The sequence below is a fragment of the Burkholderia sp. TSV86 genome (assembly GCF_001522865.1).
Taxonomy (GTDB): Bacteria; Pseudomonadota; Gammaproteobacteria; order Burkholderiales; family Burkholderiaceae; genus Burkholderia.
In genome coordinates, this window is the sequence record NZ_LOWB01000072.1 from 58,860 (window position 1) to 82,202 (window position 23,343).

19 protein-coding genes and 2 pseudogenes are annotated in these 23,343 nt (G+C 62.8%); 15 read left to right on the forward strand and 6 right to left on the reverse strand.

From position 1 onward, the window contains the following. The 3 genes from polA (at window position 1) to WS68_RS11070 (ending at window position 5,370) form a co-directional block, all read left to right on the forward strand. The gene (gene polA, locus WS68_RS11060; RefSeq protein WP_059570870.1) at window positions 1–2,775 is read left to right on the forward strand and encodes a DNA polymerase I; all 2,775 of its coding nucleotides are present in this window, start codon (window positions 1–3) and stop codon (window positions 2,773–2,775) included. A 183-nt stretch (window positions 2,776–2,958) separates the two neighbouring features. Next, window positions 2,959–4,305: an NAD(P)/FAD-dependent oxidoreductase gene (locus WS68_RS11065; RefSeq protein WP_059570871.1), complete on the forward strand. Its 1,347-nt coding sequence runs from the start codon at window positions 2,959–2,961 to the stop codon at window positions 4,303–4,305. Window positions 4,306–4,494: 189 nt separating this feature from the next. After that, complete coding sequence (locus WS68_RS11070) at window positions 4,495–5,370, forward strand: dienelactone hydrolase family protein (RefSeq protein ID WP_059570872.1); 876 nt, start codon at window positions 4,495–4,497, stop codon at window positions 5,368–5,370. Between the two features lie 189 nt (window positions 5,371–5,559). Here WS68_RS11070 and WS68_RS11075 read toward each other — a convergent pair whose 3' ends face one another. Both WS68_RS11075 and WS68_RS11080 read right to left on the reverse strand, forming a co-directional pair. Then, window positions 5,560–6,429 carry a sulfurtransferase gene (locus WS68_RS11075; RefSeq protein WP_059570873.1) on the reverse strand — a complete coding sequence of 290 codons (870 nt, stop codon included), beginning with the start codon at window positions 6,427–6,429 and terminating at the stop codon, window positions 5,560–5,562. Between the two features lie 123 nt (window positions 6,430–6,552). Continuing rightward, entirely contained in the window at window positions 6,553–7,659 is a 1,107-nt protein-coding gene (locus tag WS68_RS11080) for an aromatic ring-hydroxylating oxygenase subunit alpha (RefSeq protein ID WP_059570874.1), read from the reverse strand. A gap of 269 nt (window positions 7,660–7,928) precedes the next feature. On the opposite strand from WS68_RS11080, the gene WS68_RS11085 reads away from it, so the two are divergent. The 4 genes from WS68_RS11085 to folE2 all read left to right on the forward strand — a co-directional run bounded on the left by WS68_RS11085 (window position 7,929) and on the right by folE2 (window position 12,017). Continuing rightward, window positions 7,929–8,222, forward strand: a complete 294-nt coding sequence (locus tag WS68_RS11085; protein ID WP_059570875.1) for an exodeoxyribonuclease VII small subunit — start codon at window positions 7,929–7,931, stop codon at window positions 8,220–8,222. After that, window positions 8,219–9,103, forward strand: coding sequence for a polyprenyl synthetase family protein (locus WS68_RS11090; protein ID WP_059570876.1), 885 nt, complete (start codon window positions 8,219–8,221; stop codon window positions 9,101–9,103). The genes WS68_RS11085 and WS68_RS11090 overlap by 4 nt, the downstream gene beginning before the upstream one ends. 86 nt (window positions 9,104–9,189) lie before the next feature. Continuing rightward, window positions 9,190–11,097 (forward strand): 1-deoxy-D-xylulose-5-phosphate synthase, encoded by a 1,908-nt coding sequence (dxs, locus tag WS68_RS11095; RefSeq protein ID WP_059570877.1) that lies wholly within the window; start codon window positions 9,190–9,192, stop codon window positions 11,095–11,097. 110 nt (window positions 11,098–11,207) lie between these two features. Further along, window positions 11,208–12,017: a GTP cyclohydrolase FolE2 gene (folE2, locus tag WS68_RS11100; RefSeq protein WP_059570878.1), complete on the forward strand. Its 810-nt coding sequence runs from the start codon at window positions 11,208–11,210 to the stop codon at window positions 12,015–12,017. Window positions 12,018–12,366: 349 nt separating this feature from the next. On the opposite strand, the gene tsaD is transcribed toward folE2, so the two are convergent. After that, window positions 12,367–13,407, reverse strand: coding sequence for a tRNA (adenosine(37)-N6)-threonylcarbamoyltransferase complex transferase subunit TsaD (gene tsaD, locus WS68_RS11110; RefSeq protein WP_059570880.1), 1,041 nt, complete (start codon window positions 13,405–13,407; stop codon window positions 12,367–12,369). Between the two features lie 39 nt (window positions 13,408–13,446). Between tsaD and WS68_RS11115 the strand changes: the two genes are divergently transcribed. The 4 genes from WS68_RS11115 (at window position 13,447) to dnaG (ending at window position 17,629) form a co-directional block, all read left to right on the forward strand. Further along, entirely contained in the window at window positions 13,447–14,754 is a 1,308-nt protein-coding gene (locus tag WS68_RS11115) for an NAD(P)/FAD-dependent oxidoreductase (protein ID WP_269434539.1), read from the forward strand. A gap of 64 nt (window positions 14,755–14,818) precedes the next feature. Beyond that, a complete protein-coding gene (gene rpsU / locus WS68_RS11120) occupies window positions 14,819–15,031 on the forward strand; it encodes a 30S ribosomal protein S21 (RefSeq protein WP_004190342.1) in 213 nt (70 codons plus the stop codon). 183 nt (window positions 15,032–15,214) lie between these two features. Beyond that, entirely contained in the window at window positions 15,215–15,661 is a 447-nt protein-coding gene (locus WS68_RS11125; RefSeq protein ID WP_059570882.1) for a GatB/YqeY domain-containing protein, read from the forward strand. 93 nt (window positions 15,662–15,754) lie between these two features. Continuing rightward, window positions 15,755–17,629: a DNA primase gene (gene dnaG, locus WS68_RS11130; RefSeq protein ID WP_059570883.1), complete on the forward strand. Its 1,875-nt coding sequence runs from the start codon at window positions 15,755–15,757 to the stop codon at window positions 17,627–17,629. A gap of 45 nt (window positions 17,630–17,674) precedes the next feature. On the opposite strand, the gene WS68_RS28890 is transcribed toward dnaG, so the two are convergent. Next, window positions 17,675–18,016 carry a hypothetical protein gene (locus WS68_RS28890; protein ID WP_059570926.1) on the reverse strand — a complete coding sequence of 114 codons (342 nt, stop codon included), beginning with the start codon at window positions 18,014–18,016 and terminating at the stop codon, window positions 17,675–17,677. On the opposite strand from WS68_RS28890, the gene rpoD reads away from it, so the two are divergent. From rpoD to WS68_RS11150, 4 genes and pseudogenes are all read left to right on the forward strand, one after another. Continuing rightward, on the forward strand, window positions 17,907–20,120 hold the full coding sequence (gene rpoD / locus WS68_RS11140) for an RNA polymerase sigma factor RpoD (RefSeq protein ID WP_231752994.1): 2,214 nt from the start codon (window positions 17,907–17,909) through the stop codon (window positions 20,118–20,120). The two genes, WS68_RS28890 and rpoD, sit on opposite strands and share 110 nt — an antisense overlap. A gap of 701 nt (window positions 20,121–20,821) precedes the next feature. Further along, window positions 20,822–21,043: an Arm DNA-binding domain-containing protein gene (locus WS68_RS11145; RefSeq protein WP_059570885.1), complete on the forward strand. Its 222-nt coding sequence runs from the start codon at window positions 20,822–20,824 to the stop codon at window positions 21,041–21,043. Window positions 21,044–21,106: 63 nt separating this feature from the next. Then, window positions 21,107–21,314 (forward strand): annotated as a pseudogene (locus WS68_RS29595) (IS256 family transposase); the annotation flags it as partial. Window positions 21,315–21,359: 45 nt separating this feature from the next. After that, window positions 21,360–21,710: pseudogene (locus tag WS68_RS11150) on the forward strand (transposase); the annotation flags it as partial. 212 nt (window positions 21,711–21,922) lie between these two features. Here the strand turns inward: WS68_RS11150 and WS68_RS11155 are convergent. Together WS68_RS11155 and WS68_RS11160 are read right to left on the reverse strand one after the other, a co-directional pair. Further along, window positions 21,923–22,312 (reverse strand): hypothetical protein, encoded by a 390-nt coding sequence (locus WS68_RS11155; protein ID WP_156429467.1) that lies wholly within the window; start codon window positions 22,310–22,312, stop codon window positions 21,923–21,925. A gap of 13 nt (window positions 22,313–22,325) precedes the next feature. Next, on the reverse strand, window positions 22,326–23,339 hold the full coding sequence (locus WS68_RS11160; protein WP_059570887.1) for an MFS transporter: 1,014 nt from the start codon (window positions 23,337–23,339) through the stop codon (window positions 22,326–22,328). Between the last annotated feature and the right edge of the window lie 4 nt (window positions 23,340–23,343).

A 23,343-nucleotide genomic window follows, 5' to 3' on the forward strand; every position in this document is an offset into this window, starting at 1 on the left:
ATGCCTGAAGAACGAAATCTGGAAGGTAAGACCCTGCTATTGGTTGACGGTTCGAGCTATCTGTATCGGGCTTACCACGCGTTGCCTGATCTGCGTGGCCCCGGCGGGGAGCCGACCGGAGCGCTCTATGGAATCATCAATATGCTGCGCCGTATGCGCAAGGAAGTTAGCGCAGAGTATAGCGCGTGCGTGTTCGATGCAAAGGGCAAAACTTTCAGAGACGATCTGTATGCCGAATACAAGGCGCATCGGCCGTCGATGCCGCCTGATCTCGCGCTGCAGATCGAGCCGATCCATGCGGCCGTGCGCGCGCTCGGCTGGCCGCTTCTGATGATCGAGGGCGTCGAGGCCGACGACGTGATCGGCACGCTCGCGACGCTGGCGCAGGCGCGCGGGATGAACGTGATTGTGTCGACGGGCGATAAAGATCTGGCGCAACTCGTCACCGAGCGTGTCTCGCTGATCAACACGATGACGAACGAGGCGCTCGATCGCGACGGCGTGCTCGCGAAATTCGGCGTGCCGCCGGAGCGGATCGTCGATTATCTGACGCTTGTCGGCGATACCGTCGACAACGTCCCCGGTGTCGAGAAATGTGGGCCGAAGACAGCCGTCAAATGGCTCACGCAATACGGCTCGCTCGACGGCGTCGTCGAGCATGCGCACGAGATCAAGGGCGTGGTCGGCGACAATCTGCGCCGCGCGCTCGATTTTCTGCCGCTCGCTCGCCGGCTCGTGACGGTCGAAACCGCGTGCGATTTGCAGCCGCATGTCGAATCGATCGGCGCATCGCTTGCGACGGGCAGCGAAAGCGTCGAGGCGTTGCGCGAGATTTTCTCTGCCTACGGCTTCAAGACCTGGCTGCGCGAGCTCGACAGCGTGGCCGCCGCGAACGGCGCCTTGGGCGAAACCGTCGGCGATGCGGCCGGTGCGCCGGGCGGGACCACCGCGCCGCTGCTGCCTGCCGCCGAGCGTCATTACGACACGGTGCAGACGTGGGAGCAATTCGACGCGTGGCTCGCGAAGATCGACGCGGCCGAGCTGACGGCGTTCGATACCGAGACGACTTCGCTTGACCCGATGCGCGCGCAATTGGTGGGCGTATCGCTGTCGGTCGAGCCTGGCTATGCCGCCTATATTCCGCTCGCGCATCGCGGGCCGGACCTGCCGGCGCAGTTGCCGCGCGACGAGGTGATCGCGAAGCTCAAACCGTGGCTTGAAGACTCGGGTAAGAAGAAGCTCGGCCAGCATCTGAAATACGATGCACAAGTGCTCGTGAACTATGGGATCGCGTTGAACGGCATCGAGCACGATACGCTGCTCGAATCTTACGTGCTCGAATCGCATCGCTCGCACGACATGGACAGCCTCGCGCTGCGCCATCTCGGCGTGAAGACGATCAAGTACGAGGAGGTCGCGGGCAAGGGCGCGCAGCAGATCGGCTTCGACGAAGTGCCGCTCGACAAGGCAGCCGAATACGCGGCCGAGGATGCGGACATCACGCTGCAGTTGCATCACGTGCTGTATCCGCAGGTCGCGCGCGATGCGGGGCTGCTGTCCGTCTATCGAGACATCGAGTTGCCGGTATCGTTCGTGCTGCGCAGGATGGAACGTACCGGCGTGCTGATCGATGCCGAGCGGCTCAATCGGCAAAGCGCCGAGATCGCGGCGCGGCTGATCGAACTCGAACAGCAGGCATACGTGCTGGCGGGCGGCGAATTTAATCTCGGCTCGCCTAAACAAATCGGGCAGATCTTCTTCGAGCGGCTGCAACTGCCCGTCGTCAAGAAGACGCCGAGCGGCGCGCCGTCGACCGACGAAGAGGTGCTGCAAAAGCTCGCAGAGGATTATCCGCTGCCGAAGCTGCTGCTCGAGCATCGCGGTCTGTCGAAGCTGAAGTCGACCTACACTGACAAGCTGCCGCGGATGGTCAATCCGGATACGGGGCGCGTGCATACCAACTATGCGCAAGCTGTCGCGGTGACGGGGCGGCTCGCATCGAACGATCCGAATCTGCAGAACATTCCGGTGCGCACGCCTGAAGGGCGGCGTATTCGTGAGGCGTTCATCGCGTCGCCGGGCTGCAAGATCGTGTCGGCCGATTATTCGCAGATCGAATTGCGGATTATGGCGCATATTTCGGAAGACGAAGCGCTACTGCGTGCGTTCGCGCAAGGCGACGACATCCATCGCGCAACCGCGGCCGAGGTATTTGGTGTGACGCCGCTCGAAGTCAGTGCCGATCAGCGGCGCATCGCCAAGGTGATCAACTTCGGCCTGATCTACGGGATGAGCGCGTTCGGTCTGGCGTCGAACCTCGGCATCACGCGCGACGCGGCGAAGCTTTACATCGACCGCTATTTCCTCCGTTACCCCGGCGTTGCCCGCTATATGGAACAAACGCGCGCGCGCGCGAAGGAGAAGGGCTACGTCGAAACCGTGTTCGGCCGCCGGCTGTGGTTGCCCGAGATCAACGGCGGCAACGGTCCGCGCCGTCAGGCGGCGGAGCGCGCGGCGATCAATGCGCCGATGCAGGGCACCGCGGCGGACCTGATCAAGCTGTCGATGATCGCGGTCGACGATTGGCTCGAACGCGGCGGCTTCGGCGCACGGATGATCATGCAGGTGCACGACGAACTGGTGCTCGAGGTGCCGGACGCGGAACTGGCCATGGTGCGTGAAAAGCTCCCCGAGATGATGTGCGGCGTCGCGAAGCTGAAGGTTCCGCTCGTCGCGGAGGTGGGCGTTGGCGAGAACTGGGAAGAGGCACATTGACGCACATCCTTGATGCCGTCGTGCGAACTCTTGGAAAATGCCGGCTGGCTATGCCGCGTGCGATCGCGATCCGGCGCATGGCACAGCGCGTTTTGCGCGACGCAGTCAGGCGAACCGGTTACGATGTGGCGTGACTGCGGATTGTGGCGATCGCGAGCGGTATCAAATCGTAAGGGACACTGAATGCATCGTTTCATCATCGTCGGCGGAGGCGCGGGCGGGCTCGAATTGGCGACTCGTCTCGGCGATCGCTATGGCGCGCGCGGCAATCGCCCGGCGCGTGCGCTCATCACGCTCGTCGATCGTTATCCGACTCATATCTGGAAGCCGCTGCTGCACGAGGTCGCGGCGGGCAGCATGGACCCATTTACGCAGGAACTCGAATACGCGGCGCAGGCGCGCTGGCATGGTTTCGAGTTTCATCAAGGGGAATTGACCGCGCTCGATCGCGCGGCGCGGCGTATCACGCTCGCGCCAGTGGCGGATACGGACGGCGCCGAGCTATTGCCTCAGCGCGAGCTGGAATACGACACGCTGATCGTCGCGATCGGCAGCACCACGCACTATTTCGGCGTGCAAGGCGCGCAAGAGCATTCGATCGCGCTCGACACCGTCGCCGAGGCGGAGCGATTCCGCAAGCGCCTGATTGCGGCGTGCATACGCGCCGAGCATCAGCAGCCCGACGCTGCCGGGCCGCGCGTCGATGCGTCGGGCCGTGCCGAGCCGCGCATCCAGGTTGCAATCGTCGGGGGCGGCGCGACAGGCGTGGAGCTGTCCGCGGAACTGCGCAATACCGCGCAGGTATTGTCGGCATACGGGCTGCACAAGCTCGATCCGCGTCACGACGTCGGCATCGTGCTGATCGAGTCCGGCCCGCGCATTCTGCCCGCGCTGCAAGAACGTGTGTCGACGGCCACCGCGGAGCTGCTCGACAAGCTCGGCGTGCGGCTGATGCTCGGCGAGCGTGTGACTGAGGTGGCGCAGGGTGTCGTGCGCACGGCGAGCGGCAAGAGTGTGCGAGCGGATCTGACTGTCTGGGCGGCCGGCATCAAAGCGCCGGCCGTGCTTGCCCAGCTCGACGGGCTCGAAGTGAACAAGCTGGGCCAACTGATCGTGCGTCCCACGCTGCAGACCGAAACCGATCCGAATATATTTGCGCTCGGCGATTGCGCAGGTTGCGCATGGACCGGCCATGACCGCAATGTGCCGCCGCGCGCGCAGGCCGCGCATCAGCAGGCGAGTTTTCTGTTGCGGGCGCTCGCGTGCCGGCTCGAAGGGCGGCCGTTGCCGGCATTTTCCTATCGCGATTTCGGCTCGCTCGTGTCGCTCGGCCATTTCAGCGCGGTTGGCAATCTGATGGGCGGGCTGATTGGCGGCAACATGCTGATCGAAGGGCTCTTTGCGCGCTTCATGTATATGTCGCTGTACCGGCTGCATATCGCGGCGCTGCATGGCTATCCGCGGATGGTGCTCGATACGGTCGCGCATTGGTTGCGGCGCTCGACGCTGCCGCGCGTGAAGCTGCACTGACGGCCGTTTTTTGCCGAACCAAAGGTTGACGCATCCCCGTGTTGTTCGGCATTGTGTGCGAGTCCCGCTTCTGCGGGGCGCAGCGCGATGCGTGCCGCGGTGATGCAGCGCATTGCGCTGCCCGGTTCGAATGCCTTCCCCGACGTCTGTGCGTCGCGGCGGCGGGAGGCAGACTAGAGGAGCGCATCGATGTTGAAATCCGAAGTCGACAGCCTGGTTCCACACATTCCGTTCGATCGCCGCAAGTTCGTCAAGACAGTGCTTGGCGGCACATTCGCGGCGGCGGTGCTGCCGGTGTCGGCGCAAACCATCATCACCGACAGCGCCGGCCTCGATGCCGGCACCGTCGAAATCCGCTCGGGCGACGCAAGAATTCCTGCCTACCGCGCTCAGCCTGCTGGCAAGCGCAACCTGCCCGTGATCGTCGTGATTCATGAAATCTTCGGCGTGCACGCGCATATTGCCGACATTTGCAGACGTTTCGCGAAGCTCGGCTATCTGGCGATTGCGCCGAATCTGTATGCCCGGCAAGGGGAGCCGTCGAAGTATCCGTCGATTCAGGCGCTGGTGGACGAAGTGGTTCGTAAGGTGCCGGACCGTCAGGTCAGCGAGGACCTCGATGCGACTGTCGTGTGGGCGGGCAAGAGCGGCGGCGATCTCACACGGCTCGGTGTGACGGGCTTTTGCTGGGGCGGCCGGCAGGCGTGGCTGTTTGCCGAACATAACCCGCGCGTGCGTGCGGCGGTCGCGTGGTATGGCAAAGTGATCGGCGAGACGAACGAGATGACGCCATTCAATCCGGTCGATCGCGCGGCGCAGTTGAAGGCGCCGGTGCTAGGCCTCTACGGCGCGAACGACGACAGCATCGCGCAGAGTTCGCTTGCCGAGATGCGTGAGCGCCTGAAGGCGGCCGACACGAAGGCGGCGCGTGAATCAGAGATCGTCGTCTACCCGGATGCGGGGCACGCGTTCTTTGCCGACTATCGTCCGAGTTACGTGAAGGCGGATGCCGCCGACGGCTGGAAACGCGCGATCGCTTGGTTCAAGCGTTACGGTGTCATGTGACGCAGCCGGTGCGGCGGCCGCTCGTGGCGCCGACGCAGGCGGTGTGATCGTTGCAATCGGCATCGTGTTGCCGGTGCGATTACGGTGTTGTGCGGCCCGGCTTGCGATCCGATTGCGGCGCGCCGCCGATGCCTGTTTGGATCGATCGGCGCGTGCCGTCCGCGCTCTTCGCTCTTTTCTGCGAACTGGTTACGGGTTGGGCCCGGTTGCGACCGGCCGCGATGGATCGGCGCTCCATTCGCTCCACGAACCCGCATAGAGCGCAGCGTCGTGCAGTCCGGCGATTTCCATTGCGAGCGCATTGTGGCAGGCGGTTACGCCGGAGCCGCATTGCAGGATTGCGCGGTTCGGCGGCGTCGCGCCGAGCAGAGCTTGAAACGCTTCGCGTAGTTCGTGACCGGACTTGAAGCGGCCGTCGGCCGTCAGGTTGTCCTTGAAGAAGCGATTGAGCGCGCCGGGGATGTGCCCGCCGAGCCGGTCCAGCGTTTCATTCTCGCCGCGATAGCGATCGGCGGCGCGCGCGTCGATCACGATCCTATCCTTGGTCGCCAGATTGGCGAGGACTGCTTGCGCGTCGACGACTGTCGCCAGTGGCGCGAGCGCGCGGAAGTCGCCCGCGCTGGCCTGCGGCTCATCTTGCGTCAGCGGCTGCCCCGCCGCTTGCCAAGCTTGCAGGCCGCCGTCGAGCACGGCGACCGAATCGTGGCCGAGCCAGCGCAGCAGCCACCATAGGCGTGCGGCGTACATGCCGCCTTGCGCGTCGTATGCAACGGCCTGCTGATTCTGCGCGCGCCCGCGAGCCTTCAGCGTTTCGGCCAACGCGTCGCGCGCGGGCAGCGGATGGCGGCCGTTCGTGCCGGTTTTCGGGCCGGACAGATCGCGATCGAGATGCAGATAATGCGCGCCGGGGATATGGCCGGCCGCATATGCTTGCTCGCCCGCGCCGGGATCGGCAAGGTCGAACCGGCAATCGAAAACGAGCACGCTGCCCGGTGCGGCTGCGAGCCGCTCGGCGAGATTGTCGGCGCTGATGAGTGTGGTGTAGTGAGTGTGTGGCATGACGCCCCCCAGGAGAAACGGGCCAGATGATCTAAGTCTAAACAAAAAAAGACGGGCCGAAGCCCGTCTTTCTTATCGATTTCGCCCGCCGGAACGAATCGGACCGGTATCGCGGCGCGCCGCTCAGATCGTGCCGAGTTCCCGGCGCAGGAACTCGTGAAAGTGCTGCATGCCATCTTCCATCGGGCTTTGATACGGCCCGGTTTGCGATTCGCCGCGCGCCATCAGCGCCCGGCGTCCGGCATCCATCCGCAGTGCGATCTCGTCGTCCTCGACAGCGGTTTCCATATAGGCGGCGCGTTCCGCTTCGACGAACTCGCGCTCGAACAGCGCGATTTCCTCGGGGTAATAAAATTCGACGATGTTCGTCGTCTTCTGCGGGCCGCGCGGAATCAGCCACGACACCACGAGCACGTGCGGATACCATTCGATCATCAAGCCCGGATAGTAGACCATCCAGATCGCGCCAAATTCCGGCGGCACGCCGTTGCGATAGCGCAGCACCTGGTCGTGCCACTTCTGATAGGTCGGGCTGCCCGGTTTCGCGAGCGCACTGTGCACGCCCACCGTCTGCACGCTGTACCAGTCGCCGAATTCCCATTTCAGATCGTCGCACGATACAAAGCTGCCAAGACCCGGATGAAACGGCACGACGTGGTAATCCTCGAGATAGACCTCGATGAAGGTTTTCCAGTTGTAGTCGCACTCGTGAATCTCGACGTGATCGAACAAATACTCCGAAAAGTCGAAATGGTGCTTCGTGCCGAGCTTCGCGAGATCGTGCACGACATTGCGGCCTTGCGCCTCGAACAACAAACCTTGCCAGTTTTGCAATGGCGTTGCGTTGAGATGCAGGCACGGCTTGTCGTCAAAGTGCGGCGCGCCGAGCAACTGGCCTTGCAGATCGTAGGTCCAGCGGTGCAGCGGGCAGACGATATTCTGCGTATGGCCGCGGCCGTTCAGCATGATCGCCTGGCGGTGACGGCACACGTTCGACAGCAGCTCGATCTGCGAAGCCTGGTTGCGCACGAGCACGCGGCCTTCGTTTTCGGCAGGCAGCGCAAAATAATCCCCCGCTTCGGGCACCATGAGTTCGTGCCCGACATAGCGAGGTCCATTCTTGAAAAGTGTTTCGATTTCGCGCGCAAGAAGCGTCTCATCGAAATAAGCGGTGACCGGAAGCTGGCTGTTGGCCGACTTCAACTGCAGAGCGTCGCTCAGATTGGACATTCCCACTCCCGATGAAAGCGTGAAAGCAGTGAACAACCCAACCATCGAAAATTCGATTTAGGGGAACCGGCGATTATACCCGGATCGGTATCCGTGGGGCGGGATAAGTGACTGATTTGTGTCAAAATTTTTGTGAGGGTGGCGTACCCGGCCAGCTTGCGGGGTGCGCGGCGCGGGGAGCGCAGGCTCTGGATGGCCAAGTCGTCAGGTCGAAAAATTCTCTTTTGCCGTAGAATGTCCGACTTGTTTTGAATTTTTACACCCCGTCCATGGCGAAAACCGCATCTCCAGGCACGCCCGCGTCCGACCCTGGTTCCGAGCCGCTGCCGGAGAATTATGAGATGGCGCTCGCGGAGTTGGAGGCGCTTGTCGCACGTATGGAGAGTGGGGCGCTGAGCCTCGAGGATTCGCTCGCGGCGTATCGTCGCGGCGCAGCGCTTGTTGCGTTTTGCCAACAGCAATTGGAAAAGGCAGAGCAGCAGGTGCGTGTGCTCGACGGTGCCGCGCTCAAGCCGCTTGCCGCCGGAACGGCCGCCGTGGACGGCGGAGACGACGATCTATGACATTCGACCAATGGACGCGTTCGGTGCTCGAACGCGTCGAGACCGCCCTCGGCCATTATCTGCCGGCTGAAACGGTGGCGCCCGCGCAACTGCACGAGGCGATGCGCTATGCCGTGCTCGGCGGAGGCAAGCGGGTGCGTCCGCTGTTGTGCCATGCTGCCGGGGAGCTCACGGGCGCATCCGAAACCGCGCTGAACGCAGCGGCAGCGGCGCTCGAAATGATTCACGTGTACTCGCTCGTGCATGACGATATGCCGTGCATGGACGATGATCCGCTGCGCCGAGGCAAGCCGACCGTCCACGTCAAGTACGACGAAGCAACGGCGCTCCTCGTCGGCGATGCGCTGCAATCGCAGGCTTTCATCGCGCTGACGGATGCCGCCGCGCTGCCGCTTGAGCGGCAGCCCGCGCTCGTGCGCGAGCTTGCGCTCGCGAGCGGCTCGATCGGCATGGCGGGCGGCCAGGCGATCGATCTTGCGAGCGTCGGCGTGGCGCTGACGCGTGAGGCGCTCGAAAAAATGCATCGGATGAAGACGGGGGCGTTGCTGCGCGCGTCGGTGCGCATGGGAGCGCTTGCTGGCGAGACGCCATCGGCCGATGCGATGCATGCGCTGGATGCATATTCGGCCGCGGTGGGGCTCGCGTTTCAGGTGGTCGACGACATTCTCGATGTCACCACCGATTCCGCGACGCTCGGCAAGACGGCTGGCAAGGACGCGGCAAATGACAAGCCGACCTACGTGTCGATCATTGGTCTCGACGCGTCGCGTGCGCTTGCCGAGCAACTGCGCGCCGATGCGCACGCCGCGCTCGAGCCGTTCGGCGCGCGGGCGCGCCGTCTGGCCGAACTGGCGGACCTGGTGGTCAACCGGGTGAGCTGACGAAAGCCCGCCGCCGCGTTCGCGCGTCTTGGCGCAGCGTGCGCGAAAGAGTGCGGGCGCGGATGTTTTCCTACAATGGAACGACGATGTACGACTTGCTGAAAACCATCGACGACCCGGCGGATCTGCGCCGTCTCGATCGTCGCCAACTGCAGCCGCTCGCCGACGAGCTTCGCGCGTTCGTTCTCGACAGCGTATCGAAGACGGGCGGCCACTTGTCGTCCAATCTCGGCACGGTCGAGCTGACGATTGCGCTGCATTACGTGTTCGACACGCCGAGTGACCGGATCGTCTGGGACGTCGGCCACCAGACCTATCCGCACAAGATCCTGACCGGCCGCCGCGACGGCATGAAGACGCTGCGCCAGTTCGGTGGCATCTCCGGCTTTCCGCGCCGTTCGGAGTCCGAATACGATACGTTCGGCACCGCGCATTCGAGCACGTCGATCTCGGCCGCGCTCGGGATGGCGATCGGCAACAAGCTGAACGGCGAGCGCGACCGTTTCTCGATCGCGGTGATCGGCGATGGCGCGATGACGGCCGGCATGGCGTTCGAGGCGATGAACAACGCCGGCGTGTCCGAGGACGCGAAGCTCCTCGTGATTCTGAACGACAACGACATGTCGATTTCGCCGCCCGTGGGCGCGTTGAACCGCCACCTCGCGCGGCTGATGTCGGGCCGCTTCTACGCGGCCGCGCGCGCGGGCGTCGAGCGGGTGCTGAGCGTCGCGCCGCCGGTGCTCGAGCTTGCGCGTAAGCTCGAGGAGCATGCGAAGGGCATGGTCGTGCCGGCGACGCTGTTCGAGGAGTTCGGCTTCAACTACATCGGCCCGATCGACGGTCACGATCTCGATTCGCTGATCCCGACGCTGCAGAACATCAAGGAATTGCGCGGCCCGCAGTTCCTGCACGTCGTCACGAAGAAAGGGCAAGGCTACAAACTCGCGGAAGCCGATCCGGTGCTTTACCACGGCCCCGGCAAGTTCAATCCGGCCGAAGGGATCAAGCCGTCGACGGCGCCTGCCAAGAAGACCTACACGCAGGTGTTCGGCGAATGGCTGTGCGACGCGGCGCAGCTTGATGCACGCGTGGTCGGCATCACGCCGGCGATGCGCGAGGGCTCGGGGCTCGTCGAATTCGAGAAGCGCTTTCCGGATCGCTATTACGACGTCGGTATCGCCGAGCAGCACGCGGTGACGTTTGCGGCGGGTCTCGCGACCGAAGGGCTGAAGCCGGTCGTCGCGATCTATTCGACGTTTCTGCAGCGCGCCTATGATCAATTGATTCATGACGTCGCGCTGCAGAATCTGCCGGTCGTGTTCGCGATCGATCGCGCGGGCCTCGTCGGCGCGGATGGCGCAACGCACGCGGGCGCATACGATCTCGCGTTCATGCGCTGTATTCCGAACATGACGGTGATGGTCGCCTCGGATGAGAACGAGTGCCGCCAGATGTTGCACACGGCGCTGCAGCAGCCGAACCCGACCGCCGTGCGCTACCCGCGCGGTGCGGGCACGGGCGTTGCCGCCGTCAAGGAATTCACCGCGATTCCGATCGGCAAGGGCGAGGTGCGGCGCCGTACAGCGCAGCCGGAAGGCAAGCGCGTCGCGATTCTCGCGTTCGGCACGATGGTTGCGCCGGCGCTTGCGGCTGCCGACGCACTCGACGCGACCGTCGCGAACATGCGCTTCGTGAAGCCGATTGATGCCGAGCTTGTGCGCGAGCTGGCTGAAACGCACGATTATCTCGTCACGGTCGAGGAAGGTTGCGTGATGGGCGGCGCGGGCTCTGCGTGCATCGAAGCGATGATGGAAAGCGGCGTGGTCCGTCCGGTGCTGCAACTTGGTTTGCCCGACCGTTTTATCGATCATGGTGATCCGGCGAAGCTGCTGTCGCAATGCGGCCTCGACGCCGACGGTATCGAGAAATCGGTGCGAGAGCGCTTTCCGGCACACGCGGCGAACGTCGCGAGCCAAGCGAAGCGCGTCGCGTAGGTGCCGCGCGACGTTTTTTCCCGGAAGAATTCCGAATCCACATGGGCCTGCGGGCCCATGTCGCATTTTTAGCGGTTGCGCTGCATGCGACCTCACGAGGATCAAATAAGATGAACCAAATGAATCCCGAATTTGCGATGCCCGACGTGCAAAGCACGGTCGATACCCGGCAGTTACCGATTCAGCGCGTTGGCGTGCGTGCCGTGCGCCATCCGCTGACGGTGCGCACCGCCACGGGCGATACGCAGGCGAGCGTTGGCATGTGGAACCTCGACGTGCATCTGCCGGCCGATCAGAAGGGCACGCATATGTCGCGTTTCGTCGCGCTGCTCGAGGCGAACGACGGGCCGCTGACGGCCGATTCGTTCCGCGCGATGCTCGCAACGATGTTGGAGAAGCTCGAGGCGCAGGCGGGGCGCATCGAGGTGTCGTTTCCATATTTCGTGAGCAAAACCGCGCCCGTGTCGAGCGTGCGCAGCCTGCTCGATTACGAAGTGACGCTGATCGGCGACGTGCGCGGCGGCGTGACGCGGCTGTTCGCGAAGGTGCTTGTGCCGGTGACGAGTCTATGCCCGTGCTCGAAGCAGATCTCGCAATACGGCGCGCACAATCAGCGCTCGCACGTGACGATCGACGCCGAACTCGCCGCCGACGTGCCCGTCGAGGATTTGATTCGGATTGCAGAGGAAGAGGCGTCGTGCGAGCTGTGGGGGCTGCTGAAGCGCCCGGACGAGAAATTCGTCACCGAGCGGGCCTATGAAAATCCGAAGTTCGTCGAGGACTTGGTGCGAGACATCGCGAAGCGGCTCGATGCGGACGAGCGGATTGTCGCTTATGTGCTCGAGGCCGAGAATTTCGAGTCGATTCACAATCACAGCGCATACGCGTTGATCGAGCGCGACAAGCGTTTGCCGGCGTAAATAATACGCGCCGCGCTGCGTTTTATGCAGCACGAGAAGGGCCGTTCGCAACGAACGGCCCTTCGTATTTCGGGCGCGGCTTATCGATCGAGCGGCAGCGGGTGCGTGCGGTTGTCATTGCCGGATGCCGCGCCGGCCGGCAGCCGGCGTGCGGCGCATGCGCGCTGGTCGGCAGCGTGGCCGTCGCGTCATACGTCGATACGCGGGCATGCCGGCAGCGTGTATCCGTTGCTGTCATGTCGGCGCGGCGAACGACGAGTGCCGCCGCTGTTTCGGCCGCGCGGTTGCGAGGCGTCCGGCATAAAGGGAAAGGGCAGCCGGATTTCATCTACCGCAGCGGGCATCGCCCTCAATGCGCAAGCGAAGCCAGGTCCCAGCGCGGTTTGACGGTGAATGCGTAATCACGGCTCGCCTGCGATGGCCAGCGCGCGAGCCGCAGCGCGCCCGCGAGCGCGATCATCGCGCCGTTGTCGGTGCAAAGCGCCAGGTCCGGGTAGTGAACGTCGAAGCCGCGCTTGGCCGCGGCCACCGACAACGCAGCGCGCAATTGCCGATTCGCGCCGACACCGCCCGCAACGACAAGCCGCTTGAGCCGCGTTTGCTTCAGCGCGGCGAGCGATTTCGCGACAAGCACGTCAACAGCCGCGTCGACGAAGCCACGCGCGAGATCGGCCTTCGCGCACTCGAGTGCCGCGCCGCTCGCATGCGCTGCTTCAAGCTTCTTCATTTGCGTGAGCACGGCGGTTTTCAGTCCGCTGAAGCTGAAGTCGAGATCGCCGGAATGCAGCATCGGCCGTGGCAGCACGACCGCGCCCGGCGTGCCGGCCTCGGCGAGCTTCGACACCTCCGGCCCGCCGGGATAGCCCAGGCCGATGAGTTTCGCGGTTTTGTCGAACGCTTCGCCGGCTGCGTCGTCGAGCGTTTCGCCGAGCGTCTCGTAGGCGCCCACGCCGGTAACGCGCATTAACTGCGTATGGCCACCCGATACGAGCAGCGCGACAAACGGAAACGGCGGCGGCTCGGCGACGAGGAGCGGCGACAGCAAATGGCCTTCGAGATGATGGATGCCGATCGTCGGCTTGTCCCACGCGAACGCCAACGCGTTCGCGATGCTCGCGCCCACCAGCAGCGCGCCTGCCAGGCCCGGGCCTTGAGTGAATGCGATCGCGTCGATATCTTCACGGCGTGCGCCGCTTGCGGCGAGCACGTTTTCGAGCAGCGGCAGCGCGCGGCGGATGTGGTCGCGCGATGCCAGTTCGGGGACGACGCCGCCGTATTCGCGATGCATCGCGATCTGCGAATGGAGTGCGTGTGCGAGCAAGCCGCGCTCGGAATCGTAGAGCGCAAGGCCGGTTTCGTCGCAGGAGCTTTCGATGCCGAGAACGAGCATGGTGGTGTTCAAAGGCCGCGAGCCAGGCGCGGCCGGGAAATCGACGTAACAGAAAAGTATACCAGTGCACACGCGGCCTGCCCGTGCGCGGAGCGCAGGCGCGTCACGGGTACAATCCGCGCCATGGAAAATTTCGATATCGCAGTGATCGGCGCGGGCGCTGCCGGGATGATGGCGGCTGCGGTCGCCGGCCGGCTTGGCCGGCGTGTCGTGCTGCTTGATCATTCGCCGCGGCTCGCGGAGAAGATTCGTATCTCCGGTGGCGGCCGCTGCAATTTCACGAACCTGTACGTGGGGCCGGACAATTATCTGTCGTCGAATCCGCATTTCTGTCGATCAGCGCTCGCGCGCTATACACCACGCGATTTTATCGGACTCCTGAAGCAATACCGGGTCACATGGCATGAAAAGCACAAGGGGCAGCTATTCTGCGATCATTCGAGCGACGCGATCATCGATGTGCTGAAGAACGAATGCGAAGCGGGGGGCGTCGCGTGGCGGCGGCCGGTGTCGGTGGAGGCGGTCCGGCGAGCCGAGGCGGGCGGTTTCGCGCTGGATACGAGTGCCGGCACGATCGCGGCGCGCGCGCTCGTCGTCGCGACGGGCGGGCTGTCGATTCCGAAGATCGGCGCGACCGATTTCGCGTATCGGATCGCCAAGCAATTCGGTCACAAACTGATCGACACCCGGCCAGCCCTCGTGCCGCTGACGTTCGCGGCCGATGCGTGGGCGCCGTTCTCGGCGCTCTCGGGGGTATCGTTGGAGGCGCGGGTGTCGACCGGGCCGAAAAAAGGCGGCGGCGAATTCGTCGAAGATATCTTGCTGACTCATCGAGGCTTGTCCGGGCCGGGCATCCTGCAGATTTCGAGCTACTGGCGCCCGGGCGAGCCGATTCACATCAATCTGGTTCCGCAATTCGACGCGGCAGACGAATTGATCAATGCTAAAACGGGGTCGCGGCGGCAACTCGGCACGTTGCTTGCCGAATGGGTGCCGGCGCGCCTTGCCGACGCGTGGCTCGTGGCGGCGCGCGTGCGTGCTGACGCGCGCATGGCCGATCTGCCCGACAAGACGCTGCGTGCGCTCGGCGGCGCGTTGTCGCGCTGGACACTCACGCCCGACGGCACCGAAGGCTACCGGAAGGCGGAGGTGACGAAAGGCGGGGTCGATACGCGCGAGCTGTCGTCGGCGACGATGATGAGCGCGCGGGTGCCGGGCCTCTTTTTTATCGGTGAGGCGCTCGACGTGACGGGTTGGCTCGGCGGCTACAACTTCCAATGGGCGTGGGCGTCGGGCGTTGCGGCGGGCCGGGCCGCAGCGGATTTCACTCGAGGCTTGACGGATTAGTGCGTTTGTGCCCAGCCTCTGCTATACTCGAAAGCCCTTTTCCCACAATATTTTGTGACGGATCATGACGATCATCCGCGTTAAGGAAAACGAGCCTTTCGAAGTTGCGATGCGCCGCTTCAAGCGCACGATCGAAAAGAACGGTCTGTTGACCGAGTTGCGCGCACGGGAGTTCTACGAAAAGCCGACCGCGGAGCGCAAGCGCAAGAAGGCTGCTGCGGTGAAGCGTCACTACAAGCGCATCCGCAGCCAGATGCTGCCGAAAAAGCTCTACTGAGTATTTCAGCGCCGCGTGGCTTGCCACGCGGCGCCCCGACGGCCGGCGCCGGGCGCGCGGGCCGTCGATGCCCGAATCGCAAAGGGCAGAGTGTGCAAACCCGCTTGGGAAAATGTCTCAAGCGGGTTTTTGTGTTGATGCCGCAAGGTGGCGGCGCGTGAGATTTTTCATACCGGGTGTGTGATGAGTTTGAAAGAGCAGATCAGCGAAGACATGAAGGCCGCGATGCGCGCGAAGGAAAGCGAGCGTCTTGCGACAATCCGCCTGCTGTTGGCCGCGATTAAGCAGCGCGAGGTCGACGAGCGCGTGACGCTCGATGACGCCGGCATTACCGCAGTCATCGACAAGATGATCAAGCAGCGCAAGGATTCGATCGGTCAGTTCGAGGCGGCGGGGCGTGCCGACCTCGTCGCTAAAGAGCAGGCCGAGGTGACGGTGCTCGCCGCGTATATGCCGGCGCAGCTCTCGGAAGCCGAGGTGGCGGCTGAAGTGCAGGCGGCCGTCGCGCAGACGGGCGCGGCTGGCCCGCAGGACATGGGCAAGGTGATGGGCGTGCTGAAGAGCAAGCTGGCCGGGCGTGCCGATATGACCGCCGTGTCCGCGCTCGTCAAGGCGGCACTGTCGAAATAACCCCGGCCGGCGCGACGCGCGCCCGCCTGTCAAACGGCCTGTAGGGGCCGCGGCGGTGTGCGTCGGCCGGCGCCTCTTCCGATCGATTCAAAGGTGATTCCGCACTCATTTCTGCAGGATCTGCTGAACCGCGTCGACATTGTCGACGTGGTCGGCCGGTATGTGCAGCTCAAGAAGGGCGGCGCCAATTTCATGGGCCTCTGCCCGTTCCACAACGAAAAGAGCCCGTCGTTTACGGTCAGCCCGACCAAGCAGTTCTACCACTGCTTCGGTTGTGGCGCGCATGGCACGGCGATCGGTTTTCTGATGGAACATGCGGGGCTCACGTTTCCCGAGGCCGTGCAGGAACTTGCGCAGTCCGTCGGGCTCACGGTGCCGCACGAGCCTTCGCCGTTGCGCGGCGGGGGCGCGGGCGATGGTCATGCGCCGCTGCCTGCCGCATCGAAGGCGGTTACGACCGCGCTGTCGGATGTCATGCAGACGGCGTGCGATTTCTACCGCAAGCAATTGCGCGGCGCGCCGAACGCGATCCAGTATTTGAAGCGGCGCGGCTTGACGGGCGAGATCGCCTTGCGTTTCGGGCTCGGCTATGCGCCGGACGGTTGGCAGAATCTGGAATCGGCATTTGACGACTACCGCCACGATTCGCTCGTCGATGCCGGCCTCGTGATCGTCAGCGAGAAAACCGATGCGAGCGGCGTTGCGCGCCGCTACGACCGTTTCCGCGAGCGGATCATGTTTCCGATTCGCAATGGGAAAGGGCAGGTGATTGGTTTCGGCGGGCGCGTGCTCGATGGCGGCGAGCCGAAGTATTTGAATTCTCCCGAGACGCCTTTATTTAATAAAGGCAGCGAACTTTACGGCTTGTTCGAGGCCAGGCTTGCGATTCGCGAGCATAAGTACGTGCTTGTCGTCGAAGGCTATATGGACGTGGTTGCGCTTGCGCAGCTCGGTTTTCCAAATGCGGTCGCGACCCTCGGCACCGCGTGCACGCCGATTCACGTGCAAAAGCTGCTGCGGCAGACCGATACCGTCGTGTTCAGTTTCGACGGCGACGCCGCCGGTCGGCGCGCCGCGCGACGTGCGCTGGAGGCGTGCTTGCCGCATGCGGCTGACAATCGGACGATCCGCTTCCTGTTCTTGCCGGCCGAACACGATCCGGACAGTTACGTTCGGGAATTCGGGACGGATGCTTTTTCGGAGCAGGTGAGGCGGGCGATGCCGCTATCGCAGTTTTTGCTGAATGAGGCGCTCGCGGGTAAGGAGCTGGACCAGCCGGAAGGGCGCGCGAAGGCGCTTTATGATGCGAAGCCGCTATTGCAGGCGCTGCCTGCGAACGCATTGCGCGCGCAAATCATGCACATGTTGGCGGATCGTCTCGGCATTACATTCGACGAGGTCGCCGCGCTGATCGACGTGGATGCGCGTATTGCCGCACCGGCCCGTCAAGCGCCTGCGCGTAGCGATAGGCGGCGGGTGACGGACAACGAAAAGCGCGCGCTGCGCAATTTGGTGATGCATCCGCGCATCGCGGCGATGCTCGACGACGAAAGCGTCAATACGCTGCGCATGCTGCCGAGAAACGGCGAACTGTTCGACGAAGTGATCGCTCATGCGCGTGCGCTGGGCGACGCTGCGGAGTTCCGGCTGCTGTCGGATGTATTACGTAATTCGGTTAACTCGGCCACGTACGACGAAATATTCAAGGAAATTCTGGTCTATGATGAAAATGTCCGCGACTTGATGCTACAGAATCCGGAGGGCGATGACGCGCTGCAAGGCGTGCGCGAGCAGGAACGGATTGCTGCGGAGGAACTTCAGGCAGCGGTGCTCAAAATGCGCTACGACGCGTGCCGCGACAGGCTCAACGCTTTGTCGAAGCGATCAACGCCCACTGCCGAGGAATTGGCGGAAATCAAGGACTTACATCACAACTTGGCAGACATGAAGCGAAGGCTGGGGTTGTAAACCGGCCGGGGAGGGGCTACCTCAACGTGCTATAATATAAGGTTTTCAGCGGTTTGTTTTCTGAGCGGAGGTGAATTTCGCGATGGCAAAGACTACCGGCGGGAAAAAAGCGGCGGGTAAGGCAGCCGAAGTGGCCCTGACGGGCCAGGCAGCCAAAACCGCGGCTTCTTCCGTGGAGTCGTCTTCGGCCGGCGCGACGCCTTCGGCGAGAAAGCAAACTGCGGCCGGCACCGCGAAGGCTGCGCCGGCGCCAGTGGTCAGCGCATCGCGGGCCACTGTGAAGTCCGGGACGAAGGCGGCCGTCAGGCCGGCTTCGGCGCGGGCGAGTGCGAAAAGCCTCAGGGGAGCGGCAGCCGGGCAGGACGAAACGGCAGTTGCTCGATCCACGGTCCAACCGGCTGTAGTCAAGCAGCCGCGAGTCGATTTAGCCGGTACGGCGAACTCCATGACGAAAAAGCTGAACGAAGTATCCGTCGATGACGACGCAAACCAAAGCGACGAGCAGCAGCCTGTCGCTGCGGCGGGTAAGGGCGAAAAGGCCAAGGCGCGAGATCGCCGCGCGAAGGAAAAGGCGCTGCTGAAGGAAGCGTTTGCGACGAGCCAGCCCGGCACTGCCGAAGAGCTCGAAGAGCGGCGTTCAAAACTGCGCGCGCTGATCAAGCTTGGCAAGGAGCGTGGCTTCCTCACGTACGCCGAGATCAACGATCACCTGCCGGACAATTTCACCGAGACGGAAGCGCTCGAAGGAATCATCGGCACGTTCAACGATATGGGCGTCGCTGTGTACGAACAGGCGCCCGATGCCGAAACGCTGCTGTTGAACGACAACGCGCCTGCCGCGTCGTCCGACGACGAGGTTGAGGAAGAGGCGGAAGTCGCGCTGTCGACCGTAGATTCCGAGTTTGGCCGCACGACCGATCCGGTGCGGATGTACATGCGCGAGATGGGCACGGTCGAACTGCTTACGCGCGAAGGCGAAATCGAGATCGCGAAGCGGATTGAGGATGGCCTGCGCCACATGGTGATGGCGATCTCCGCGTGCCCGACCACGATCGCCGATATTCTCGCGATGGCCGAGCGTGTCGCGAACGAGGAAATTCGCGTCGACGAACTCGTCGATGGCCTGATCGATCCGAACGCGGAAGATACCGACGGCTTCTCCGAAAAGGATGCCGGGGAAATCGAGTCGGAAGGCGAGGAAGCCGAAGAGGACGAAGAAGAGGAAGAGGACGACGACGACGGTTCCGCGCAGGCCACCGCCAACGCGGCTCAGCTCGAGGCGCTCAAGCGCGCGTCGCTCGAGAAGTTCGCGCTCATCAGCGAATGGTTCGACAAGATGCGCCGCGCGTTCGAGAAGGAAGGGTACAAGTCGAAGTCGTATCTGAAGGCGCAAGAAACGATCCAGAACGAGCTGATGTCGATCCGCTTCACCGCGCGCACCGTCGAGCGTTTGTGTGACACGCTGCGTGCGCAGGTTGACGAAGTGCGTCAGGTCGAGCGTCAGATCCTGCACATCGTCGTCGACAAGTGCGGGATGCCACGCTCGGAATTCATCGCGCGCTTCCCGGGCAATGAGACCGATCTCAGCTGGGCCGAAAAGATCGCGAGCGAAGGGCATGCGTACAGTGCCGTTCTGCTGCGCAACATTCCGGCGATCCATGAGCAGCAACAGCGTCTGCTCGATTTGCAGGCGCGCGTCGTATTGCCGCTGAAGGACTTGAAGGAAACCAATCGCCAGATGGCGGCGGGCGAGTTGAAGGCGCGCCAGGCGAAGCGCGAGATGACCGAGGCGAACCTGCGTCTCGTGATCTCGATCGCGAAGAAGTACACGAACCGCGGTCTGCAATTCCTCGATCTGATTCAGGAAGGCAACATTGGCCTGATGAAGGCTGTGGACAAATTCGAGTACCGCCGCGGCTACAAGTTCTCGACCTATGCGACGTGGTGGATCCGTCAGGCCATCACGCGCTCGATCGCGGACCAGGCGCGGACGATCCGTATTCCGGTTCACATGATCGAGACGATCAACAAGATGAACCGCATCTCGCGGCAAATCCTGCAGGAAACCGGTCTCGAGCCGGATCCGGCCACGCTCGCCGAAAAGATGGAGATGCCGGAAGACAAGATCCGCAAGATCATGAAGATCGCGAAGGAGCCGATCTCGATGGAAACGCCGATCGGCGACGATGACGATTCCCATCTTGGCGACTTCATCGAGGACACCAACACGGTCGCACCGGCGGATGCCGCGCTGCATGCGAGCATGCGCGACGTCGTGAAGGACGTGCTCGATTCGCTGACGCCGCGCGAGGCGAAAGTGCTGCGCATGCGCTTCGGTATCGAAATGAGTACCGATCACACGCTCGAGGAAGTCGGCAAGCAATTCGACGTCACGCGTGAGCGGATTCGCCAGATCGAGGCAAAGGCGCTGCGCAAGCTGCGTCATCCGAGCCGTTCGGACAAGCTGAAGTCCTTCCTCGAAGGAAACTAAGCGCGCCCAATCGCGATTACCGCCGCCGTGGTGTAAAAAGCGGCAGCAGTTTTATCGTGAACGGTTACAACTCGGCCCCGGCTTGTATGACCGGGGCTTTTTTTTGATTGGTGCTTTTCGGAAGTTGCGGCTACTGTGCTTCGATACGAAAGATCCCTGTATCGTGCGAGCTTCAGTAGGGTACAATCTGGCGCTCTGGGCCTCTAGCTCATGCTTGGTTAGAGCAGCGGACTTGATCAGTGTTGCCCTACGGCCCTTGCGGGTACGGGCAGCACAACACGGGTTGCCGCAGAGTAAGTTCACTCTGCTTTGCGGTAGAACTGCTCAAATTCGGGGAAACCTCTGCCGCTAAATAGTTGGTGCGCGGCGTGGCAATCCCGAGCGAAGCTCTCACTAGAGAGAACGTGTAGAGACTGGACGGGCAGGTCGTAAAGACAAGAGACAGTCCAGACCACAAACTCGAAAGGGGTGGCGAAAGCCATAGTTGGTAAGCATAATCCGTTGGTGCCGGGTTCGACTCCCGGGGGGCCCACCAAATATCTGTCTCGGGATGTCCGGGGACATCTGGAAACCCGCGTAGCTGAAAGGCTTCGCGGGTTTTTGCGTCTAGGGGGTGAGGGGATTTTTTGACATCTGAAGGGAGCTGGGGCGACATTGGGGCAAGTATTTCAACTTTAAGCCTATTCTGACCAGTTGCCCCCATGTGCTCGTCCGATATCGCCGTCAGGAACGCGAAGCTTGCAGATAAGCTTGTCCACTTGTTTGATGAGCGCGGACTGTATCTGGAAGTGGTTCCCAGTGGCGGTAAATGGTGGCGTTTTAAATATCGGTACGGGGGCAAGGAGAGGCGATTGTCTTTGGGTACGCTGCCGGTGCTGGAACTCAATGACGGAACCTGTATTGCCGAGCACCGCCATTACTGAATACCTTGACGCGCTCGATGGCGTATCTTTCTCGAAGATGCGCGGGATCATCGCGAGCGTGGTCTGCGCCACCGCACGGGCCGCACGCGCAATTGCCTGTCGCGCGCGATCTGCCTCGCAATGGCGTTCAAGCTGATCGAATCGGCCGAGCAGTCCTGACGGAAGATTCGCGGTATCGACAAGATCGAGTCGCTCTTGAAGGGTATTCCATTCGAAGACGGAGTCCCCCGTGACCGAGAGCACACCGGCCCCTCAACCGCTGGCCACCTGATCACGCTGATCTGACCACGTACACCAGAATTGACGATTGCTCACCGAGGCGCTGGAAGAAACGTTCGCCTGCTATGGCATGCCCGACATCGTGAACACCGATCGGGGCAGCCAGTTCACGGCGAGCGCATTCACCGAGGCCATGCTAGGCAGGGGCGTCCGGCTGTCGATGGACGGCAAGGGCTGCTGGCGTGACAACATGTTCGTCGAGCGGGTCTGGCGTAGCGTCAAGTACGAGGAGGTCTATCTGAGGGCCTACGAGTCAGTCATCCATGCCCGGCGCTCCATCGGCGACCTCGAGCTGTACAACCGGAAACGGCCCCATTCGAGCCTGGCGAATCGCACGCTGGATGAGGCATCCTTCGCGACGCTGCCGGCGATCAAATCGGCAGCATGATTGCCTCGGACATTCCACTTAAAAATCTCAGAAACTGTCCGAATGAGCGAGCCCACCTCTTAAACCGTTGGCCTCCACGAATTCCGTCCGACCTCAATTCGATGCACATCGATGACCGCGGCCATCTTGCGCTCGATGTCGCGTAGCAACCGGCCGAGCACGGTGCGCTATCGCTTGTCTGCCCATCCTACCGACTGGCGATAATCTACCAACTACCTGCGCATCGTGCTTGCAGTAACGAACAGCGCCAGCAGGAACGCGACCGCGGCGCTTGTCGCCGATACTGACAGCGCGTGCGCCAGGATGTGCCGGACGTTGTTCGGGGCAATGGTCGCGCTGATGGTCCACCTCGCGATGCATATCATTACGGCGGTTCCCAGTGCGCCGCCGAGATAATGTGTGATATTGACGAGGCCGGATGCTGCGCCCGCATCGTCGGATGCAACACCGGCCACGCCGGTGATTGCCAGTGGAACGAGCGCGGCGCCGGTCCCAAGTCCGAGCAGAATGATCGGCATGGCCAAACCGGGAAGGAATGGCGTATCGGGTTCGATCCGGCTCAACCACAGCATGCCTATGCAGGCGACCAACAGCCCCGCCATCAGCATCCTAGCGCTACCTAGGCGAGGTCAATTTTGGTACGCCCAGCAGTACCATCAGGCATTGCGTCACCGAGAGAGGCAAAAATATGGCGCCGGCTTCCAGTGCGCTGAAACCGAGCCCGCGTTGCACATATTGCGTCAGGAAGAAGAAGGTGCCCAGCATGCCGCCGACTAATAGCGATTTACTGAGATAAGCGCCTGCGCGCTGTGCATCGCGAAACAGCCGTAGCGGCATGATCGGCTGCGCGGCACAACTCTCGACCCACACGAACGTTGCTAGCAATACTACACCGACGACAATGGGCGCCACGATGCCGGAAAGTTGCGCGCCATCGTGGGCAGCTTGGACGAGTCCGTAGATGAGTGCTCCCATGCCGAGCGTGACAGCCAAAGCGCCGACGAGATCGATGTGCACCTTGCGGCCAATGCTGGCCGGAAGACATCGCTGACCCAGCATCAGCACGACGGCACCGATCGGCAGGTTGATCAGGAAGGTGGCCCGCCACGACACGAAGCTTGTCAACAAGCCCCCCAGTATCAGTCCCAGTGCACTGCCGCCGCCGGAAATGGCGGTATGCAGCATGAGCGCTCGCGCACGCGCTGGCCCCTCGGTGTACAGGGACATCAGCAGCGCGAGTATCGATGGCGCGGTAAAGGCGGCCGCTACGCCCTGAATCCCACGTGCGGCTACCAACCACGATGCCGAGGGCGCAAGCCCAGCTGCAACGGAGGCAACAACGAACAGGGTGGTGGCGGCCAGGAATACCCGCCGATGTCCGGCCATATCGCCAGTTCGCGCGCCGAGCAGCATGAAACCGCCAAAACCGAGCAGGTAAGCGTTCTGCACCCAGGAAAGGGTAGCAGCGGAAAAGCCGAGGTCCGCGAGAACTTGTGGCAGCGCAGTGTAGATCACGGTTCCGTCGAGCACGATCATCAACTGCCCGCCGAGGATGATGGTCAATGCCAGCGGGTGCGCCGACCTGCTCTGCTCCCCAGTCGCCGAAGCGGTGGAACGCATCATCAACATCGGC

Excerpts from the sequence above, each read along its gene's own strand:
- dxs (WP_059570877.1), top strand. The coding sequence starts at position 9,190 with ATGTACGACTTGCTGAAAACCATCGACGACCCGGCGGATCTGCGCCGT.
- WS68_RS11085 (WP_059570875.1), top strand. The coding sequence starts at position 7,929 with ATGGCGAAAACCGCATCTCCAGGCACGCCCGCGTCCGACCCTGGTTCC.
- folE2 (WP_059570878.1), top strand. The coding sequence starts at position 11,208 with ATGAACCAAATGAATCCCGAATTTGCGATGCCCGACGTGCAAAGCACG.
- WS68_RS11160 (WP_059570887.1), bottom strand. The coding sequence starts at position 23,339 with ATGTTGATGATGCGTTCCACCGCTTCGGCGACTGGGGAGCAGAGCAGG.
- WS68_RS11155 (WP_156429467.1), bottom strand. The coding sequence starts at position 22,312 with ATGGCGGGGCTGTTGGTCGCCTGCATAGGCATGCTGTGGTTGAGCCGG.
- tsaD (WP_059570880.1), bottom strand. The coding sequence starts at position 13,407 with ATGCTCGTTCTCGGCATCGAAAGCTCCTGCGACGAAACCGGCCTTGCG.
- WS68_RS11065 (WP_059570871.1), top strand. The coding sequence starts at position 2,959 with ATGCATCGTTTCATCATCGTCGGCGGAGGCGCGGGCGGGCTCGAATTG.
- rpsU (WP_004190342.1), top strand. The coding sequence starts at position 14,819 with ATGACGATCATCCGCGTTAAGGAAAACGAGCCTTTCGAAGTTGCGATG.
- WS68_RS11090 (WP_059570876.1), top strand. The coding sequence starts at position 8,219 with ATGACATTCGACCAATGGACGCGTTCGGTGCTCGAACGCGTCGAGACC.
- WS68_RS11125 (WP_059570882.1), top strand. The coding sequence starts at position 15,215 with ATGAGTTTGAAAGAGCAGATCAGCGAAGACATGAAGGCCGCGATGCGC.
- WS68_RS11070 (WP_059570872.1), top strand. The coding sequence starts at position 4,495 with ATGTTGAAATCCGAAGTCGACAGCCTGGTTCCACACATTCCGTTCGAT.
- WS68_RS11080 (WP_059570874.1), bottom strand. The coding sequence starts at position 7,659 with ATGTCCAATCTGAGCGACGCTCTGCAGTTGAAGTCGGCCAACAGCCAG.
- polA (WP_059570870.1), top strand. The coding sequence starts at position 1 with ATGCCTGAAGAACGAAATCTGGAAGGTAAGACCCTGCTATTGGTTGAC.
- WS68_RS11075 (WP_059570873.1), bottom strand. The coding sequence starts at position 6,429 with ATGCCACACACTCACTACACCACACTCATCAGCGCCGACAATCTCGCC.
- WS68_RS11145 (WP_059570885.1), top strand. The coding sequence starts at position 20,822 with ATGTGCTCGTCCGATATCGCCGTCAGGAACGCGAAGCTTGCAGATAAG.